This is a genomic window from Citrobacter amalonaticus (assembly GCF_002918555.1).
Taxonomy (GTDB): Bacteria; Pseudomonadota; Gammaproteobacteria; order Enterobacterales; family Enterobacteriaceae; genus Citrobacter_C; species Citrobacter_C amalonaticus_A.
Genome location: NZ_PQMB01000004.1, coordinates 19,148 through 38,753 on the forward strand (window position 1 = coordinate 19,148; position 19,606 = coordinate 38,753).

Annotated in this window: 17 protein-coding genes; 2 read left to right on the forward strand and 15 right to left on the reverse strand. The window is 52.5% G+C overall.

The window, feature by feature from the left end:
* Position 1: 1 nt before the first annotated feature.
* From rnhB to rpsB, 15 genes are all read right to left on the reverse strand, one after another.
* Positions 2–598, reverse strand: a complete 597-nt coding sequence (gene rnhB, locus C3432_RS17895) for a ribonuclease HII (RefSeq protein ID WP_103777915.1) — start codon at positions 596–598, stop codon at positions 2–4.
* Complete coding sequence (lpxB, locus tag C3432_RS17900; RefSeq protein ID WP_103777916.1) at positions 595–1,743, reverse strand: lipid-A-disaccharide synthase; 1,149 nt, start codon at positions 1,741–1,743, stop codon at positions 595–597. The genes rnhB and lpxB overlap by 4 nt, the downstream gene beginning before the upstream one ends.
* Positions 1,743–2,531 carry an acyl-ACP--UDP-N-acetylglucosamine O-acyltransferase gene (gene lpxA, locus C3432_RS17905; protein ID WP_103777917.1) on the reverse strand — a complete coding sequence of 263 codons (789 nt, stop codon included), beginning with the start codon at positions 2,529–2,531 and terminating at the stop codon, positions 1,743–1,745. Before lpxA ends, lpxB begins: the two co-directional genes overlap by 1 nt.
* A gap of 3 nt (positions 2,532–2,534) precedes the next feature.
* Positions 2,535–2,990 (reverse strand): 3-hydroxyacyl-ACP dehydratase FabZ, encoded by a 456-nt coding sequence (gene fabZ / locus C3432_RS17910; RefSeq protein WP_003018528.1) that lies wholly within the window; start codon positions 2,988–2,990, stop codon positions 2,535–2,537.
* 224 nt (positions 2,991–3,214) lie between these two features.
* Entirely contained in the window at positions 3,215–4,240 is a 1,026-nt protein-coding gene (lpxD, locus tag C3432_RS17915) for a UDP-3-O-(3-hydroxymyristoyl)glucosamine N-acyltransferase (protein ID WP_103777918.1), read from the reverse strand.
* Positions 4,241–4,243: 3 nt separating this feature from the next.
* Complete coding sequence (gene skp, locus C3432_RS17920; protein ID WP_103777919.1) at positions 4,244–4,729, reverse strand: molecular chaperone Skp; 486 nt, start codon at positions 4,727–4,729, stop codon at positions 4,244–4,246.
* Positions 4,730–4,856: 127 nt separating this feature from the next.
* Entirely contained in the window at positions 4,857–7,286 is a 2,430-nt protein-coding gene (bamA, locus tag C3432_RS17925; RefSeq protein ID WP_103777920.1) for an outer membrane protein assembly factor BamA, read from the reverse strand.
* 29 nt (positions 7,287–7,315) lie between these two features.
* Positions 7,316–8,668 carry a sigma E protease regulator RseP gene (rseP, locus tag C3432_RS17930; protein ID WP_103777921.1) on the reverse strand — a complete coding sequence of 451 codons (1,353 nt, stop codon included), beginning with the start codon at positions 8,666–8,668 and terminating at the stop codon, positions 7,316–7,318.
* A gap of 11 nt (positions 8,669–8,679) precedes the next feature.
* Entirely contained in the window at positions 8,680–9,540 is an 861-nt protein-coding gene (cdsA, locus tag C3432_RS17935) for a phosphatidate cytidylyltransferase (RefSeq protein WP_103777922.1), read from the reverse strand.
* Positions 9,541–9,552: 12 nt separating this feature from the next.
* Positions 9,553–10,311 (reverse strand): (2E,6E)-farnesyl-diphosphate-specific ditrans,polycis-undecaprenyl-diphosphate synthase, encoded by a 759-nt coding sequence (gene ispU, locus C3432_RS17940; RefSeq protein WP_103777923.1) that lies wholly within the window; start codon positions 10,309–10,311, stop codon positions 9,553–9,555.
* 390 nt (positions 10,312–10,701) lie between these two features.
* Positions 10,702–11,898, reverse strand: a complete 1,197-nt coding sequence (gene ispC / locus C3432_RS17945) for a 1-deoxy-D-xylulose-5-phosphate reductoisomerase (protein WP_103777924.1) — start codon at positions 11,896–11,898, stop codon at positions 10,702–10,704.
* A 212-nt stretch (positions 11,899–12,110) separates the two neighbouring features.
* The gene (gene frr / locus C3432_RS17950; protein ID WP_046475801.1) at positions 12,111–12,668 is read right to left on the reverse strand and encodes a ribosome recycling factor; all 558 of its coding nucleotides are present in this window, start codon (positions 12,666–12,668) and stop codon (positions 12,111–12,113) included.
* Between the two features lie 295 nt (positions 12,669–12,963).
* Positions 12,964–13,689: a UMP kinase gene (pyrH, locus tag C3432_RS17955; RefSeq protein WP_103777925.1), complete on the reverse strand. Its 726-nt coding sequence runs from the start codon at positions 13,687–13,689 to the stop codon at positions 12,964–12,966.
* Positions 13,690–13,836: 147 nt separating this feature from the next.
* Positions 13,837–14,688, reverse strand: a complete 852-nt coding sequence (gene tsf, locus C3432_RS17960; protein WP_103777926.1) for a translation elongation factor Ts — start codon at positions 14,686–14,688, stop codon at positions 13,837–13,839.
* 134 nt (positions 14,689–14,822) lie between these two features.
* Positions 14,823–15,548, reverse strand: a complete 726-nt coding sequence (gene rpsB, locus C3432_RS17965; RefSeq protein WP_012133990.1) for a 30S ribosomal protein S2 — start codon at positions 15,546–15,548, stop codon at positions 14,823–14,825.
* A gap of 459 nt (positions 15,549–16,007) precedes the next feature.
* Between rpsB and map the strand changes: the two genes are divergently transcribed.
* Positions 16,008–16,802: a type I methionyl aminopeptidase gene (map, locus tag C3432_RS17970; protein ID WP_103777927.1), complete on the forward strand. Its 795-nt coding sequence runs from the start codon at positions 16,008–16,010 to the stop codon at positions 16,800–16,802.
* A 108-nt stretch (positions 16,803–16,910) separates the two neighbouring features.
* A complete protein-coding gene (gene glnD, locus C3432_RS17975; protein ID WP_103778275.1) occupies positions 16,911–19,583 on the forward strand; it encodes a bifunctional uridylyltransferase/uridylyl-removing protein GlnD in 2,673 nt (890 codons plus the stop codon).
* The last annotated feature ends 23 nt before the right edge of the window (positions 19,584–19,606 follow it).

The window sequence follows — 19,606 nt, forward strand, 5'->3', positions numbered from 1 at the left end:
ATCAGGACGCAAGTCCCAGAGCGCGTTTGACAGGAGCAAAACTGCGTCGATGATGCTCCGTCGCACCATGTTCAGCAAGTGCAGCCAGATGAAAAGCGGTTGGATACCCTTTGTGTCGGGCAAAACCATACTGTGGGAAAATACCGTCCAGCGCCGCCATTTCGGCATCGCGCGTCACTTTCGCAATAATAGACGCCGCGCTTATCTCCGCCACACGGCTGTCGCCTTTCACCACTGCCATTGATGACACCGGCAATGCCGGACAGCGATTGCCGTCAATCAGCACGTATTCAGGTGCTATATGCAGACCGGCAACCGCACGCTGCATCGCCAGCATCGTGGCGTGTAAAATATTCAGCTCGTCGATCTCATGCGGCTCTGCGCGCCCCAGACTCCAGCTTAAAGCTTTCTCTTTAATTTCGTCATACAGCGCCAGACGGCGCTTTTCAGAAAGCTTTTTGGAATCGTTAAGCCCTGTTATCGGGCGGGTCGGATCGAGGATAACCGCAGCAGTCACCACGGCCCCTACCAGAGGGCCGCGCCCCACTTCATCCACACCGGCGACTAAATGCGTATGCGGATAAACAAATTCGATCATTGTGCTAACTCCAGGACGGCATCCGCGGCTTGCTCATCGGCATTGCAACGGATCTGCTGATGCAGTTCGCGGAAGGTATCATGCATTACATGACGGGTTTTACCGTTTGCCAGCAGCGGCAACAGCGCTTCGGCCAGTTTTTGCGGTTCACACTCTTCCTGCAACAGCTCTTTAACTAATTCTCTTCCCGCCAGCAGGTTGGGCAACGAAACGTAATCAGTCTTCACCAACCGCTTCGCCAGCCAGAACGTGAATGGCTTCATACGATAGCCCACCACCATCGGACATTTCGCCAACATGCACTCCAGCGCCGCCGTACCGGAGGCCAGCAGTGCCGCATCGCTCGCCACCATCGCTTCACGCGCCATTCCGTCAAGCATATGTACGGAAAGTTCGGGCGCAACGTCTGCTTTAATATGTTCAAACTGCTCGCGCCGTTTGGCATTAACCAGCGGCACAACAACTTCAAGGTCGGGATAGTGCTGGCGCAGCAGCTGTGCGGTTTTCAGGAAATCCGCGCTAAGCATTTCTACCTCAGCACCGCGGCTGCCGGGCAACAGAGCGAGACAGTGAGCGTCATGGGAGATCCCCAGCACGTCGCGCGCCGCGTTTTTATCCGGGTCCAACGGCATGGCATCCGCCATCGTATGGCCGATGAAACGGCACGGGACATGATATTTGTCGTAAAACGCTTTTTCGAAAGGCAGAAAAGCCAATACCATGTTGGTGGATCTGCCTATTTTGAAAACGCGTTTCTGTCGCCACGCCCAGACGGACGGACTGACATAATGAATTGTTTTAATGCCCTGCTTTTTCAGGTTTCCTTCAAGAGTAATATTGAAATCAGGCGCATCAATACCAACGAACACGTCTGGCTTAAGATCGGTGAACCGACGGGTGAGATCGGCGCGAATGTGCAGTAAGCGACGCAGGCGACCAAGCACTTCAACAATGCCCATCACCGCCAGCTCTTCCATTTCGTACCAGGCCTCACAGCCTTCAGCCTGCATACGCGGCCCCGCAACGCCAACAAAACGAGCATCAGGAATCCGCGCTTTAAGGGCGCGAATTAAGCCAGCACCAAGAATATCGCCGGAAGTTTCTCCGGCGACCAGGGCAATCGTTAAGGGACGCTGTTCAGCCATTAGCGGATCAGACCACGCGTTGAGCGGGCAAAGAAATCGCTAAACGGTTGAACTTCCGGATACTGCTTCGCCAGCTCGGCAATTTCCGGTTTCGCTTCGTCCAGCGTTTTGCCGCTGCGGTACAGCGCTTTGTAGGCATTACGGATCGCGGTGATCGCTTCGCGACTAAAGCCGCGGCGCTTCAGCCCCTCGATATTGACCCCAAAAGGCGTCGCGTGGTTGCCCTGAGCAATAACATATGGCGGAACATCCTGAGCGACCCCAGAACAGCCGCCGACCATCACGTGCGCACCGATGACGCAGAACTGGTGCACCGCGGTCATACCGCCGATGATGACAAAATCATCCAGCGATACATGGCCCGCAAGAGTGGCGTTATTAGCCAGAATGCAGCGGTCGCCTATCGAACAATCGTGCGCCACGTGAGCGTTGATCATCAGCAGGTTATCGCTGCCCACCTTCGTCAATCCACCACCCTGCACTGTGCCACGATGAATGGTGACGCTTTCGCGAATGCGGTTACGATCGCCGATTTCCACTCGGGTGGGTTCACCAGCATATTTCAGATCCTGGTTAACCTCACCAATAGAGGCAAACTGATAAATCTCGTTATCGCGACCAATTTTGGTATGGCCGTTCACGACAACATGAGACTTCAGTACGGTACCCTCACCAATTTCAACATGGGGTCCAACAATACAAAAAGGTCCAATGTGGGCATTGGCACCGACAGAGGCACCCTCTTCCACAATGGCTGTGGGATGAACAAAGGCGGATTTATCAATCACGTATCAGGCCTCCCGGCTACGAGCGCACATCATCGTTGCTTCGCAAACTACTTTACCGTCAACCAGCGCAACCCCTTTAAAACGGGTCAGGCCACGGCGTGTTTTCTCGAAAGTGACTTCCATGATCATCTGATCGCCGGGTACAACAGGGCGCTTGAAGCGCGCTTCGTCGATACCAGCGAAGTAATACAGTTCGCCCGGTTCCAGTTTACCGACGCTTTTAAACGCCAGGATACCGGTGGCCTGCGCCATCGCTTCCAGAATCAGCACGCCCGGGAAAATCGGTTTGCCCGGAAAATGTCCCTGGAAAAACGGCTCGTTAACAGAGACATTTTTCACTGCGCGCAGAAAACGCCCTTCTTCAAAATCCAGCACGCGGTCAACCAGCAGAAACGGAAAACGGTGCGGCAGAAGTTCTAAAATCTCTTCAATATGCAGAGTATGAGTGTTAGTAGTCAAAATACTCTTCCTGTCCAAATATACTAAAAGACAATAATAACACGGCCTGCCGCAATCATATGAATGGGACAGGCCGTAAAGTCAGATATGCTTACACTTCATCCTTCAAGCTGCCTCTTTGTTGGCTGCCTTAGCTCCCCCGGTCACGAACCAGAGTGCGTTACCGGGGATCACTCAGTTGCCGCCCTGAGGCACCTTGAATGATTTTGTGTATAACTGGAGCGTTAGTCTTGCTGATTAACCTTGCGCTCAATCGCTTTGAGGCGCTTGCTCATATCATCAATATTCATCACCAGTGCGGCAGTCTTACGCCAAACTTTGTTAGGCTGCAGCGGAATACCTGAAGAATAGACGCCAGGTTCCGTGACAGGACGCATCACCATAGCCATGCCGGTCACCGTGACTTTGTCGCATATTTCCATATGCCCGTTGATCACGCTGGCCCCGCCAATCATGCAATAGCGACCAATCTTCAGGCTGCCCGCCATAATGACGCCACCGGCAACTGCCGTATTGTCGCCAATCACAACGTTATGTGCAATCTGGCACTGGTTATCAATAATAACACCGTTGCCGATCACCGTATCATCCAGCGCGCCACGATCGATCGTCGTACAGGCACCGATCTCCACACGATCGCCAATAATTACGCGACCAAGCTGTGGGATCTTCACCCAGTTGCCACGATCGTTGGCATAGCCAAAACCGTCGGCACCGACAACCGTACCCGACTGAATCAGGCAATTTTCACCGATCTGAATGTCGTGGTAAATCGTCACGTTCGCCCACAGACGCGAACCTGCACCAATTTTGGTATTTTTTCCGACGAAGCACCCAGCGCCGATCGCCACGTTATCGCCCAGTTCTACGCCAGACTCAATGACCGCGTTCGCGCCCACCGAGACATTGTTACCCAGCTTTGCCGTTGCGTCGATCGCTGCACTCGGAGCAATGTTCTGCGCAGGCTGCGGCGTGGTATCTAAAATTTGCGCCATTCGCGCATACGTCAGGTAGGGGTTCTTCACTACCAGCGCGGCACTCTTAGCAAAAGGGAGATCGTCCTGCGTCATCACGACAGCAGAAGCCTGGCATAATGCCAGATGTTCACGGTACTTAGGATTCACCATGAACGTAATGTGACCTGTTTGCGCAGATTGCATGGAAGCCACGCCGGTGATGACGATATCGCCATCACCGTGTAACTCTGCATCCAACTGCTCTGCTAAATCAGCCAGTCGAATTGAAGGCATTACTTATTTAACCTGTTTCAGTACGTCGGCAGTGATGTCTTTTACATCGCTGCTGTTGTAAGCAACGGTGTTTGCGTCCACAACCAGATCGATGCTCTGGCTGTTAGCAACGGATTTTACGGCAGTCTGGATACGGGTAACCAGTTTGCCACGCTCTTCGTTGGAACGGCGTGCACGATCCTGCTCAAAAGCCTGCGCTTTTTGAGAGAAAGTCTGGCGCTGAGCCATCACGTCTTTTTCCAGCTTGGTACGCTCGTTGCCGGCTTTCATGGACTGCAGACGCTGCATTTTAGATTGCAGATCGGATTCCATACGCTGCAGTTCGCTGGCGCGGCCTTTGAACTCGTTTTCCAGCGTGTTGGAGACACCGGTTTTCTGCGCAACCTGTTGGAACAGGCTACCCATGTTGACGATTGCAATTTTGTCAGCAGCCTGTGCAGACGTTACCATCGCTAAACCGAGACCTGCAGCTAATAACCACTTTTTCACAATAAACTCCTTACCATCCCATTTGCACCCGAAGGTGCAGTTCTTTGCGTGGCAAAGGCGATCCCATGCAAGCAAAATCGCCTAAAGTCATCGCTACACTACCATTACATTCCTTTGCGAAGAACAATTACCAGGTTTTACCAATGTTAAACTGGAACTGCTCTGCTTTGTCTCCATCGTACTTTTTGAACGGCTGGGCGTAGGAGAAAACCAACGGCCCCAATGGGGACATCCATTGTAATGCGATACCTGCGGACATACGGATATTGCTCGGATCACTGTAGTCTGGATAACCGGAATATGCACTTGAATCCCAGTTAGTATCCCAGACGGTCCCCATATCCCAGAAGAATGAGGTACGGACCGAGTTGGCGTATTTGTCGCTAATAAATGGCGTAGGCGTAATGAACTCCAGGCTGGCGACAGCCATGGCGTTACCGCCCACTGCATCATTCGATTTACACGGCGCGGATTCAGAGCTCTTACATTCGTTATCGTAGTCGTTATCACCATCATGACGGCTGCTGGAAGGGTAGTAGACCGCTTTCGGACCAATGGTGTTGGACTGGAAACCACGCACGGTGCTCGAGCCACCGCCATAGAAGTTTTCATAGAACGGCATCTCTTTGCCGCCAAATCCATCACCGTAACCCCAGCGGGTACGCCCCAGAACCACCCATTTGTGATCGTCATCGATCGGCACGTAGGTCGCGGTATCCAGCGTCGCTTTGTAGAACTCGTTATCAGAGCCCGGGATCGTCACCTTACCGTTCAGGTTGACACGCGTACCTTCCGTTGGGAAGAAACCACGGTCAAGCTTGTTATACGTCCAACCGTAGTTGAAGGTGAAGTCATTGGCGCTATAGGAGTTTCTGTCGTTTGAATTATCCGGGTATTCACCCACGGAGTTCAGATAACGCCACATGGCGACCTGTGGCTGCATGTTAGACAGGGAGTTATGTACATAACCCAGACCCGCACGCAGCGTGTTGTATTCGTTGATCGGGAAACCCAGCGTCACGTCTGTACCATAACTTTTGTTGGTATAGTCGGACAGGTCCGCATCGTTCGCATTGAAGTCGTTATAGAAAATACGACCCCCGAGGCTCACACCGTCAACGGTAAAGTACGGGTTGGTAACGGACAGTTCGCTGTAGGTCTGGTAGTCGTTCTTAGTCCCGCTGATACCTACGGAATAACCCGTCCCTAACCAGTTGTCCTGCTGTACGCCGGCCTGGAAGCTGACGCCGCTTTCGGTACCGTAGCCGATACCAAAGTTGAAGCTACCGGTATTACGCTCTTTGACCTTGTAGACAACATCAACCTGATCCGGGCTGCCCGGCACACGCTGCGTGTCTGTATCAACGGTTTCAAAGTACCCCAGACGGTTCAGACGCTCTTTCCCCTGATCGACCAGGTCGCTGCCTAACCAGGCACCTTCCATCTGACGCATTTCGCGACGCAGGACGGAATCTTTCGAGGTGTCGTTACCTTCAAAACGGATCTTACGTACGTAGAAACGGTTACCTGCATCAACGTTCACACGCAGTTTAACGGTTTTGTCTGCATCGTTGATTTCAGGTTGCGACTGCACGCGTGGATAGGCATAACCATAGCGACCAAGAAGCTTCTTGATATCATCTTCCATTTTGGTCACTTTGGTGCCGTTATAGAGTTCGCCCGGTTCGATTTTCGTCAGGCTCTCAATCTCGGCGGAATGTCCGGCCAGGTTACCGCTCACCTCAACGCCAGAAAGCTTGTACTGATCGCCTTCCGTGATGTTAACGGTGATGTAGATCCCTTTCTTATCCGGCGTCAGGCTAACCTGCGTGGAGTCGATGTTGAAACGCGCATAACCTCGATCCAGATAGTAGCTACGCAGTGTCTCAAGATCGCCCGCCAGCTTCTGCTTCTGGTATTTGCGATCGCCAACGACGTTCCACCACGGTACTTCATCACGCAACTGGAAGTGAGAGATCAGTTCATCAGTGCTAAAGGCATGATTACCAACGATGTTGATCTGTTGGATCTTCGCCGAAACGCCTTCCTGGAACACCAGCTTGAGGTCAACACGGTTACGCGGCAGCGGTGTCACGACAGCTTTTACGCTGGCGCTGTATTTACCGACGCTGTAATAGAAATCTTCCAGACCTTTTTCGATATCGGCAAGGGTTGTGCGATCCAGAGATTCGCCAACACGCACGCCGGACGCCTCAAGGTTTTGCTTCAGCATGTCATCCTTCACCGATTTGTTACCGGAGAAGGTGATACTGGCAATCGTTGGACGTTCTTTTACCTGGACCAGAAGGGTATCACCATCACGAAGGACGCGGACATCCTCGAAGTTGCCAGTAGCAAACAGAGCGCGAATGGTATTACTGATATCTTCATCATTAACCGTGTCGCCTGTGCGCACTGGCATACTGAGGAGGGCCGCACCAACGGCGACTCGCTGCAGGCCTTCGAAATGAATGTCTTTCACTACGAACCCTTCAGCACCGTATACGGTGGCGCTGCTAAACAGCAGCGACGCTATGAGCAACTTTTTCATCGCCATCGTTATTATGCGTTCTTCCTAACACTCTCTTACAACCGAGAGAAATCATTGAAAAGTGCAAGCCCCATTAACAACACCAGCAAAATCGAGCCAATGCGATAACTAAAGTCTTGAACCCGCTCGGATACCGGACCGCCCTTAAGCTTTTCAATCGCCAGGAACAGCAGATGCCCCCCGTCAAGAACGGGCAACGGAAACAGGTTGATTATCCCTAAGTTCACGCTAATCAGCGCAAGGAACATCAGGTAATAAATCCCCCCAAACTCCGCTGACATCCCAGCCCCCTGAGCGATAGAAATCGGCCCACTGAGGTTGTTCAGTTTCACATCACCGGTTATCAATTTTCCCAGCATACTGACAGTCAGCTTCATCAACTGCCACGTTTTATCCGTGGCTTCGGCAATGGCGCTGAAAGGCCCATACTGGCGTACAGTCTTATATTCTTCCGGCAGAGGGATAATTTTAGGTACTACACCCGCAAACCCTTCCGCCTTTCCGTTAACCGGCTTTGTATCCGGGATTAACGTCAAAGACAAGGCACTTCCTTGTCTTTCAATTTCCAGCGCTAACGACTTACCCGGATTATCGCGCACAAGCGTCACGAACGTCATCCATTGCGTTAACGATTGACCATCGACTTTAACGATCCTGTCGCCCGCTTGCAAACCTGCTTTGCTTGCCGCCGAATTTACCTGCACTTCGGCCAGGACCGGTTCAATCTGCGGACCACGTGGTCGAATCCCTAAAGAAGATACAGGATCTTGCTTGTCAGGCTCAAATGCCCAGTGCCGCAAATCCAGCGTTTTCTCTTGTCGCTGGTTGCTGCCAAAGGGCGCCACGGTAATGGTCGTGCTTTCGTCACCGATTTTTGCTACCAGTTGTAAACGCACGGCATCCCAATCAGGGGTTTCGATACCATCAACGGCTTTAAGTTCCGTGCCTGGCGCAATTTGCGCTTCAGCGGCTATTGAATTGGGCGTTATTTCACCCACTACCGGACGAACGCCAGGGACGCCGATGATAAAAACCAGCCAGTAAGCAAAGATAGCGAAAATGAAATTTGCAACCGGACCGGCGGCAATAATCGCCGCACGTTGGCCCACGGTTTTATTATTGAACGCATAGTGGCGTAGCTCCGGGATCACCGGTTCAGCACGCTCATCCAGCATTTTGACATAGCCGCCCAGAGGGATCAGGGCGATAACATATTCAGTACCCAACCGGTCAGTTCGGCGCCAGAGCGCTTTGCCAAAACCAATGGAAAAGCGCTCGACACGGACACCGCAGCGCCGGGCAACCCAGAAGTGACCAAATTCATGCACGGTAATAAGCACGCCCAGTGCAACGATGAACGCAGCCAGATTCCAGAGAATACTCAGCATAAGACCTTCCGTTAAAGCGTTTTGAATACCAGTAACAACAGGCAGGCAAAGACCGGTACCGCTGCCGTCAGGCTGTCAATACGATCCAGAATACCGCCATGCCCCGGAATCAAATGACCGCTGTCTTTAATTCCTGCTTCACGCTTAAACATACTCTCGGTTAAGTCACCCAACACGGAGGCCAGGGCCGCAACAATAGAGCAGATGAGCAACGTTACAGGTGCGACTTCCAGATTCGCCCACATGCCGTAACCCCATGAGATTACCGCTGCGGTGGCGAGTCCGCCGATAAAACCCTGCCAGGTTTTACCCGGAGATACCTTCGGCGCCAGCTTATGTTTGCCAAACAATTTGCCAAACATATACGCCCCGGAGTCCGCCCCCCAAACGAGGATCATGACATAGAGCAGCCACAGTGCGCCACTATATTGATTCTCATCATAATGCCATGCGCGTAGCACCAGCATTCCCCAGAAGAAGGGAACAATAGTTAACACGCCGAAAATGATGCGTAAAGTCTTTGAGTTACGCCAGATCGACGCTGATTCAGGATAAAAAAGCACCAGTAACAGCGCCGCAATCCACCATCCCAACGAAGCCCAAAGCGAAACGTCAACCAGTGGTTGTTGATGAATATTGTGGTGATATTCGGGCAGCAGAAAAAGCATCAGCGCCAGCAATAACCCGCACAGAACCGCCAGCCAGACTCGCTGTGTGCGAGTCGTGAAACCACTTAACTGTCCCCATTCCCAGGCGGCCAGCATACACACGACCAGCGTAACAATGGCGAACCCCACCGGCGGCAGCAGAAACAGCGCCGCGATGACAACAGGTATTAAAACAAAAGCAGAAATCAGGCGATACTTCAGCAAAAGAGACCCCCATCAGGCTTTTTCATCACCGGGCTCGGTGCCGCCGAAACGACGCTCTCGATTAGCAAAGGCATGCAGCGCACCTTCAAAGTCTTGTTCATCGAAATCGGGCCAGAGAACATCAGTAAAGTAAAGTTCGGCATAGGCAATTTGCCAAAGCAAAAAGTTACTTATGCGATGTTCTCCCCCAGTCCTAATTACTAAATCCACAGGAGCCAGCTCATGCATGCAGATTTGCTGGCTTAGCATCTCTTCGTCAATCTGATCAGGGCGCAGTAAACCTTCCTGCACCTGTTCTGCCAGTTGCCTGACTCCCTGGACAATATCCCAACGTCCACCGTAATTCGCTGCAATATTCAGCGTCAGCCCTGTGTTCTGGGCGGTAAGTGCTTCTGACTTACGAATACGTTCCTGCAAACGTGAGTTAAATCGACTGATATCTCCAATAATACGCAGGCGAACGTTATGGCGATGCAGGCTTTTAACTTCGCTATCCAGCGCCCACACAAACAGCTCCATTAACGCGCTCACTTCCTGCGCAGGACGATTCCAGTTTTCACTACTAAAGGCATACAGCGTTAACGCATCAATACCGTTGTTGGCAGCAAAAGAGACAGCCCGACGGACAGATTTGGCTCCGGCCTTATGTCCGAAAGCGCGAATCTTCCCTTGCTTTTTCGCCCAGCGACCATTGCCATCCATAATGATCGCGACATGACGACAGCCATGTACTGGCAAATTTTCGCTTACTGGTTGAGTTGCAGACAACATAACGCGTTTTTAGTCCCTGAAAGGATTTAGCGGTACTCAGGAATACTGAAGCCTTTTACACAACATCCTTCAAGCTGTCTCTTTGCTGGCTGCGAATTATCCGGCTCATCTCTGAGCCTCGCCCTTACGGGCCGCCGCTGTGCGACGTTCAAATCTGTTCCAGACAGATTTGTCATTTTCCCCTGTCACATACGATTAATATGCTCCTGGGAACGCATTCGCTTGCCACCTGGATGCAACTGGAATGATTTTGTGTATACATAAAAAAGCCGTGTCAAACCACGGCTTACCTGACCAAATAAAGCCAAATACCTGCGATCAGGTGGCGCAGACTATATCACTGAAGCCCAACGCTAACAAATAGCACGATCTCCTGCAGCAGGAATATCGTCAGCTTACACGTCGCATCACCTGCTTTTTGGCTACTTCCCGGGCAACAGTATCAACCGCCAGCACATCATCAACGCTTTGCGGTTCCTGCAAATCCACCTTCTCCAGCACGGCTAAATTTAGTTCAGCAATATCAGTAAAACGAATTTGTTGCGCAAGGAATGCGGCGACCGTCGTTTCATTTGCCGCATTCAGCGCTGTCGTCGCGGCCTGCCCTTGTTCGAACGCATCCATCGCCAGCTTCAGACACGGATAACGCTGATAATCAGGTGCGGCAAACGTCAGCGCACTGAGCTTACAAAAGTCGAGTGGCTTCACGCCAGAGGTCACGCGATTCGGCCATGCCATCGTATGGGCAATCGGCGTACGCATATCCGGTTCCCCCAATTGTGCAAGGACGCTGCCATCCTGATAACGCACCATTGAGTGGATCACCGACTGCGGGTGAATCAACACTTCCATCTGGTCAGCACTGGCATTAAACAACCAGCGTGCTTCAATGTATTCCAGACCTTTATTCATCATAGTGGCAGAATCGACGGAGATCTTACGTCCCATCGACCAGTTCGGATGACGACATGCCTGATCGGGCGTCATATTCACCAGATCGCGCAATGGCGTTTCACGGAAAGGGCCACCAGACCCGGTAAGCAAAACGGATACAACGCCATTCTGCTCCAGATCAGCGTATCCCAGATCGTGTTGAATGGGTTGGGGCATACTCTGAAAAATAGCGTTATGTTCGCTATCCACCGGCAAAAGTCGGGCTTTACTCTGTTTGACGGCCTCCATAAAGAGGCGACCACAGGTGATCAGCGATTCTTTATTAGCCAGCAGAATTGTCTTTCCGGCGCGGATGGCCGCGAGCGTTGGCAGCAGTCCGGCAGCGCCAACAATGGCCGCCATCACCTGGTCAACCTCGTCCAGTGCCGCCATATCACATGCAGCCTGCTGCCCACTCAGAACATCAATACGGCAGCCATGTTGCTGCAGCGCCGCCTTAAGCTGAGCGGCGCTATTTTCATCATCCATCACCGCATAGCGCGGCGAGAATTCCAGACACTGCTCCACCATACGGGTGACATTTTTACCTGCGACCAGCGCTACAACACGGAAGTTATCAGGATTGTGGCGTACCACGTCCAGCGTGCTGCAGCCAATAGAGCCGGTCGAGCCCAGAATGGTTAGTTGCTTCATGAGACGTCCAGAAGAATTTTACCCCTCATACTTCAAATTGCATGTGCGTTGGCTCGACTCAACCCGTAGGCAGCCAGCACAAGCGCCGTCCAAAACGCTAACGCGTTTTACCCCGCAGCTCGAAATATTTAGGGTATGACAAGATAAAAAGCAAAACGCCGCCAGTCGATCCTTTTGGATCTTCTGCGCGGCGTTTTAGTCGTACAGGCGAATCAGAACTGCATCAGTTCCGCTTCTTTGTCTGCCAGCGCCGCATCAACTTTCTTGATCGCTGCGTCAGTCATTTTCTGTACGTCGTCCTGAGAACGGCGATCGTCATCTTCGCTGATCTCTTTATCTTTCAACAGTGCTTTCACTTTATCGTTAGCATCGCGACGAACATTGCGCACGGCAACGCGAGCCTGTTCTGCTTCGCCACGAACGATTTTGGTCAGGTCTTTACGACGTTCTTCGGTCAGAGGAGGCAGCGGAACGCGGATATCGCTGCCCGCAGAGCTCGGGTTCAGACCGAGATCGGACGCCATAATCGCTTTCTCTACCGCCGGGCTCAGGGAACGATCGAACACGTTGATTTTCAGGGTACGGGAATCTTCTACCGTTACGCTTGCCAGCTGACGCAGCGGCGTCGGCGTGCCGTAATATTCCACGACAATGCCATCCAACAGGCTGGGAGAAGCACGACCCGTGCGTATTTTGCTGATTTGGTTTTTGAACGCTTCAACGCATTTTTCCATGCGTACTTCAGCATCTTTTCTGATATCGCTAATCACGTTACGAATCCTTGAATACTAGTCTCAGTCAGACCAGACAATTGCACATAGTGGAAATGTGCTAAGTATAGCCCTGATTAATACGTTTACGGGTAAGGCACTATCCCGCGACAGTAGTGCGAAATCTTACCTCTATTTCTACACAAAATCATTCAAGTTGTATCAAGGCGGCTGCCTTCGGTGAGGGACAAGGATGTCCCTCATTCATCCCCAGGCGCTTACTACCGTAAGTGACTGGGGTGAGCAAAGGCAGCCAACGCAGAGACAGCCTGAAGGATAAAGTGTAACACGGGAATTATTCCGTGATTAACGTCCCCTCTTTTTCACCCATTACGACACGACGCAGCGCGCCAGGCTTATTCATGTTAAACACACGAATTGGCAGTTTATGGTCACGGGCCAGCGTAAACGCAGCCAGATCCATCACTTTCAGCTCTTTGTCCAGCACTTCGTTGTAAGTCAGCTGTTCGTACATGGTTGCAGACGGATCTTTTGCCGGATCGGCGGTGAACACACCATCGACTTTCGTGGCTTTCAATACCACATCGGCTTCGATTTCGATACCGCGCAGGCAGGCAGCGGAGTCGGTGGTAAAGAAAGGATTACCGGTTCCTGCGGAAAGAATAACGACACGGTTGTTACGCAGCAGGCTGATCGCCTCAGCCCAGCTGTAGTTGTCACAAACGCCATTCAGCGGAATAGCAGACATCAGGCGGGCGTTCACATAGGCGCGGTGGAGCGCATCGCGCATCGCCAGACCGTTCATCACGGTGGCCAGCATGCCCATGTGGTCGCCCACGACGCGGTTCATACCCGCTTTCGCCAGACCAGCACCACGGAACAGGTTACCACCACCAATCACCACACCAACCTGAATACCCAGTTCAACCAGTTCTTTGATCTCCTGAGCCATACGATCCAGTATGCTTGCATCAATACCGAAGCCTTCCGTACCCTGCAGAGCTTCACCGCTTAACTTAAGCAGAATACGTTTATAGACGGGTTTTGCATTGGTAGCCATGTTTCTTTCCTGAGACTGTCAACGATTGAGATGAATGAGTTCCGGCGACATTGTATGTCGCTTTTCAGCGCAACCAAACCGGGGCTGGCTGAATTTACATGAAGGGTTGCAAAAAGAAGCCGCCCTCAGGCGGCTCCTTTTCGACAATTAAGACTGCTTGGACATCGCAGCAACTTCTGCTGCAAAGTCAGTCTCAACTTTTTCGATGCCTTCGCCCACTTCAAAGCGGATGAAGCCAGTTACGTCGGCATTGTGCTCTTTCAGCAGCTGACCAACAGATTTGCTCGGCTCCATAACGAAAGGCTGGCCGGTCAGAGAAACTTCGCCGGTGAATTTCTTCATGCGGCCTTCAACCATTTTCTCTGCGATTTCTTTCGGCTTACCAGACTGCATCGCGATGTCCAGCTGAACCTGGTATTCTTTCTCTACAACTTCAGCGGACACATCTTCCGGCTTAACGAACTCAGGCTTGCTTGCAGCAACGTGCATAGCCAGCTGTTTAACCAGCTCTTCGTCAGCGCCAGTTGCAGCAACCAGAACACCGATACGCGCACCGTGCTGGTAGCTACCCAGAACGTCGCCTTCCAGGGAAGCGATACGGCGAATGTTGATGTTCTCACCGATTTTCGCAACCAGAGCAACGCGCTCTTCTTCGAACTGCGCTTTCAGCACTTCGACGTCAGTGATTTTGCCAGCAACGGCCGCGTCCAGCACTTTGTCAGCAAATGCCTGGAAACCACCATCTTTAGCAACGAAGTCAGTCTGGCAGTTAACTTCCAGAATGAAAGCGATGTTGCCATCGATTTTGGTTTTGATTACGCCGTCAGCAGCAACGTTGCCTGCTTTTTTCGCTGCTTTGATAGCACCGGACTTACGCATGTTTTCGATTGCCAGCTCAATGTCGCCATTCGCTTCAGTCAGTGCTTTTTTGCAATCCATCATGCCTGCGCCAGTACGCTCACGCAGCTCTTTTACCAGGGATGCGGTAATTTCAGCCATTCTAAAATCCTCGGAAGATTTGATCTGCCCGGCGTCAAACCGCACAGATTTAAAAGTGAAAAAGGGGCCTAAAGGGCCCCTAACCAAACGTGATACTACCTGGTTTATAAGGGGGCTCGAACGAGCGTACCTTATTATTCAGCTTCTACGAAGCTTTCTTCCGCCTGGGAAGCCAGATCCTGAGAACGGCCTTCACGAACGGTTGCAGCGACAGCGCCCAGGTACAGGCTAACAGCACGGATTGCGTCGTCGTTACCCGGGATAACGAAGTCAACACCGTCCGGATCAGAGTTGGTATCAACGATAGCAAATACCGGGATACCCAGGTTGTTTGCTTCTTTGATAGCAATGTGCTCGTGGTCAGCATCGATAACGAACAGCGCGTCCGGCAGGCCGCCCATGTCTTTGATACCGCCCAGGCTGTTTTCCAGTTTCTCAAGCTCACGAGTACGCATCAGCGCTTCTTTCTTGGTCAGCTTTTCGAAAGTACCGTCCTGAGACTGAGTTTCCAGGTCTTTCAGACGTTTGATGGACTGACGAACGGTTTTCCAGTTAGTCAGCATACCGCCCAGCCAGCGATGGTTCACGAAGAACTGGTCGCAGCTGTTAGCAGCGTCTTTCACCGCTTCGCTTGCAGCGCGTTTGGTACCAACGAAAAGGATTTTACCTTTGCGAGAAGCAATCTTGTTCAGCTCAGCCAGGGCTTCGTTGAACATCGGTACAGTTTTCTCAAGGTTGATGATGTGAACTTTGTTACGCGCACCGAAGATGAATGGCTTCATTTTCGGGTTCCAGTAACGGGTCTGGTGACCGAAGTGAACACCAGCCTTGAGCATGTCGCGCATGGAAACAGTTGCCATGATTAAAACCTCTATATAAAAGTTGGGGTTATGCCTCCACGTATCCCATATTACCGACCCCAAAGGGCACCCCGGAATATGTGCCGATACGTGTGTGTTGTTACACAAAGTGAGATTTGTCGCTTCCGTCCATCTTGTGTAGTCTTCGAATGGAACGAAAGTCCGGCGCGCTTTATACCATAAATACGCCACAGACACCAATAATTGTTGGCGTACGGTGCTGCACTGAATGATGCATTTCGTGTGTCACGCGGGCGGCAAATTTTTGACGCCTGGGATCAGGCGTGTCGTCAGTAGCGGGTGTGAAAAAATGCAGCCGACGCCGCTGTGACGCAATTTGCGGCACGAAAGGCGAAGTTCAGAATGATTCTCAATTTGGCAGCATGTATCCGGGACTGATACCATTGACAGCACTTACACAATTATTGTCGAAATAATCGACACTGATGGACAGAATTCATGGCTATCTCAATCAAGACCCCTGAAGAAATCGAAAAAATGCGCGTCGCGGGCCGTCTGGCCGCCGAAGTGCTGGAGATGATCGAACCGTATATCAAACCGGGCGTCAGCACCGGTGAACTGGATCGTATCTGTAACGATTACATCGTCAACGAGCAGCAGGCGATTTCCGCTTGCCTCGGCTACCACGGCTATCCGAAATCGGTGTGCATCTCTATTAATGAGGTGGTGTGCCACGGTATCCCGGACGACGCCAAACATCTGAAAGATGGCGATATCGTTAATATCGACGTTACCGTGATCAAAGATGAATACCACGGCGATACCTCAAAAATGTTTATCGTCGGCAAACCGACGATTCTGGGCCAGCGCCTGTGCCGTGTGACTCAGGAGAGTTTGTATCTGGGCATCAAAATGGTGAAACCGGGCATCCGCCTGCGCACTATCGGCGCGGCGATTCAGAAATATGCCGAGGGCGAAGGCTTCTCCGTGGTGCGTGAATACTGCGGGCATGGTATTGGCCGCGGCTTCCATGAAGAGCCACAGGTTCTTCACTATGATGCCGATGACGGTGGCGTGGTGCTGCAACCGGGTATGACTTTCACCATTGAACCGATGCTGAATGCCGGTGATTATCGTATTCGTACGATGAAAGACGGCTGGACGGTAAAAACCAAAGACCGAAGCTTGTCTGCGCAGTACGAGCATACTATTGTGGTGACCGAAAACGGCTGCGAAATTCTGACGTTACGCAAGGATGACACCATTCCTGCGATACTCACGCACAACGAATAACATTTTTGCCTGATGGCGCTATCGCTTATCAGGCCTACAAATTGCTCTGTCCCGTAGGCCGGATAAGGCGCTTTCGCCACTATCCGGCTTTTTAATGGGTGGCGCATGATGAATACTCTTCCTGAACAGCACGCAAATACCGCACTTCCCACCCTGCCCGGCCAGCCGCAGAACCCTGGAGCCTGGTCGCGAGACGAGCTAACCGTCAGCGGAATTAAAGCGCATATCGATATCTTTCAGCACTGGCTGGGCGAAGCCTTTGACAGCGGTATTTCCGCCGAACAGTTAATTGAGGCTCGTACTGAGTTTATCGATCAGCTGTTGCAACGCCTGTGGATTGAGGCTGGATTCGCGCAGATTGCCGATCTCGCCCTGGTTGCCGTCGGCGGATATGGACGCGGTGAACTGCATCCCCTCTCCGACATCGATCTGCTGGTTTTAAGCCGCAAAAAGCTACCTGACAATCAGGCGCAAAAGGTCGGCGAACTGCTGACGTTGTTGTGGGACGTAAAGCTGGAAGTCGGGCACAGCGTGCGTACGCTGGAAGAGTGTCTGCTGGAAGGTCTTTCGGATCTCACCGTGGCTACCAACCTGATTGAAACGCGTCTGCTGATTGGCGACGTGGCGCTGTTCCTTGAATTGCAAAAGCATATTTTCAGCGAAGGATTCTGGCCGTCCGATAAGTTTTACGCCGCAAAAGTGGAAGAGCAAAACCAGCGCCACCAGCGTTACCATGGCACCAGCTATAATCTGGAGCCAGATATCAAAAGCAGCCCCGGCGGCCTGCGCGATATCCATACCCTCCAGTGGGTCGCGCGGCGTCACTTTGGCGCCACCTCGCTTGATGAGATGGTCGGTTTCGGCTTTTTAACTCAGGCAGAACGCGCCGAGCTGAATGAGTGTCTGCATATCCTCTGGCGGATCCGCTTTGCCCTGCATCTGGAGCTGAGCCGTTACGACAACCGCCTGCTGTTCGACCGCCAGCTAAGCGTCGCCCAGCGCCTCAACTATAGTGGAGAAGGTAACGAAGCGGTTGAGCAGATGATGAAGGACTACTTCCGCGTCACGCGCCGGGTCAGCGAGCTGAATCAAATGCTGTTGCAGTTGTTTGATGAAGCGATCCTCGCCCTCCCTGCCGATGAAAAACCGCGCCCGATTGATGATGACTTTCAATTGCGCGGCTCGCTTATCGATCTGCGTGATGAAGAGTTGTTTATCCGCAAACCGGAAGCGATCCTGCGGATGTTCTACACGATGGTACGTAACAGCGCGATCGCCGGGATCTACTCCACCACCTTGCGCCATTTGCGCCACGCCCGTCGTCATCTGAACCAGCCGTTATGCTACATTCCGGAAGCGCGGTCGCTGTTTTTAAGCATGCTGCGCCATCCGGGCGCCGTCAGCCGCGGTCTGCTGCCAATGCACCGCCATAGCGTACTGTGGGCCTATATGCCGCAATGGTCGCACATTGTCGGCCAGATGCAGTTTGACCTGTTCCACGCGTATACCGTGGATGAGCACACCATTCGCGTGATGCTGAAGCTCGAGAGTTTTGCCAAAGAGGAAACGCGCCAGCGCCATCCGCTATGCGTCGATCTCTGGCCGCGCCTGCGACAACCTGAACTTATTCTGATCGCCGCCCTGTTCCACGATATTGCCAAGGGTCGAGGCGGCGATCACTCGGTGCTGGGCGCGCAGGACGTGCTCAAATTTGCCGAACTGCACGGTCTGAACTCCCGCGAAACGCAGCTGGTCGCCTGGCTGGTACGCCAACATCTGCTGATGTCGGTCACCGCTCAGCGCCGTGATATTCAGGATCCGGAAGTGATCAAACAGTTTGCCGAAGAGGTGCAAACGGAACATCGCCTGCGCTTTCTGGTCTGCCTGACGGTGGCTGATATCTGTGCCACCAACGAATCACTGTGGAACAGCTGGAAGCAGAGCCTGTTGCGCGAGTTGTATTTCGCGACCGAAAAACAGCTGCGCCGCGGTATGCAAAACCCCCCGGATATGCGAGAACGCGTACGCCACCACCAGCTTCAGGCGCTGGCGCTACTGCGAATGGACAACATTGATGAAGAGGCGCTGCATAAGATCTGGAGCCGTTGCCGCGCCAACTATTTCGTGCGCCATAGCCCAAACCAGCTGGCCTGGCACGCCCGGCATCTGCTGCAGCACGATCTGAACAAGCCGTTAATTCTGCTCAGCCCACAGGCCACGCGCGGAGGAACCGAGATCTTTATCTGGAGTCCGGACCGCCCCTATCTGTTCGCCGCCGTCTGCGCCGAGCTGGACAGGCGCAATCTCAGCGTGCACGACGCGCAAATCTTCACCACCCGCGACGGCATGGCGATGGATACGTTTATCGTCCTGGAGCCGGATGGCAGCCCGCTGTCGTCCGATCGTCATGAAGCAATCCGCTTCGGGCTGGAGCAGGCCATTACCCAGCACAGCTGGCAGCCGCCGCAACCGCGTCGCCAGGCGGCTAAATTGCGTCACTTTACCGTAGATACAGAAGTCACTTTTCTGCCGACCCACACCGACAGAAAATCGTTTCTCGAACTCATCGCTCTCGATCAGCCAGGACTGCTGGCGCGGGTCGGACAAATTTTTGCCGATCTGGGAATTTCGCTTCATGGTGCCCGAATTACAACCATTGGCGAACGAGTAGAAGATTTATTCATAATCGCGACAGCCGATCGGCGTGCCCTTAATAATGAGCTACAGCAGGAAGTACATCAACGGTTGACAGAGGCCCTCAATCCAAACGATAAAGGGTAATGTGTTTATTCATATGGAAAGAG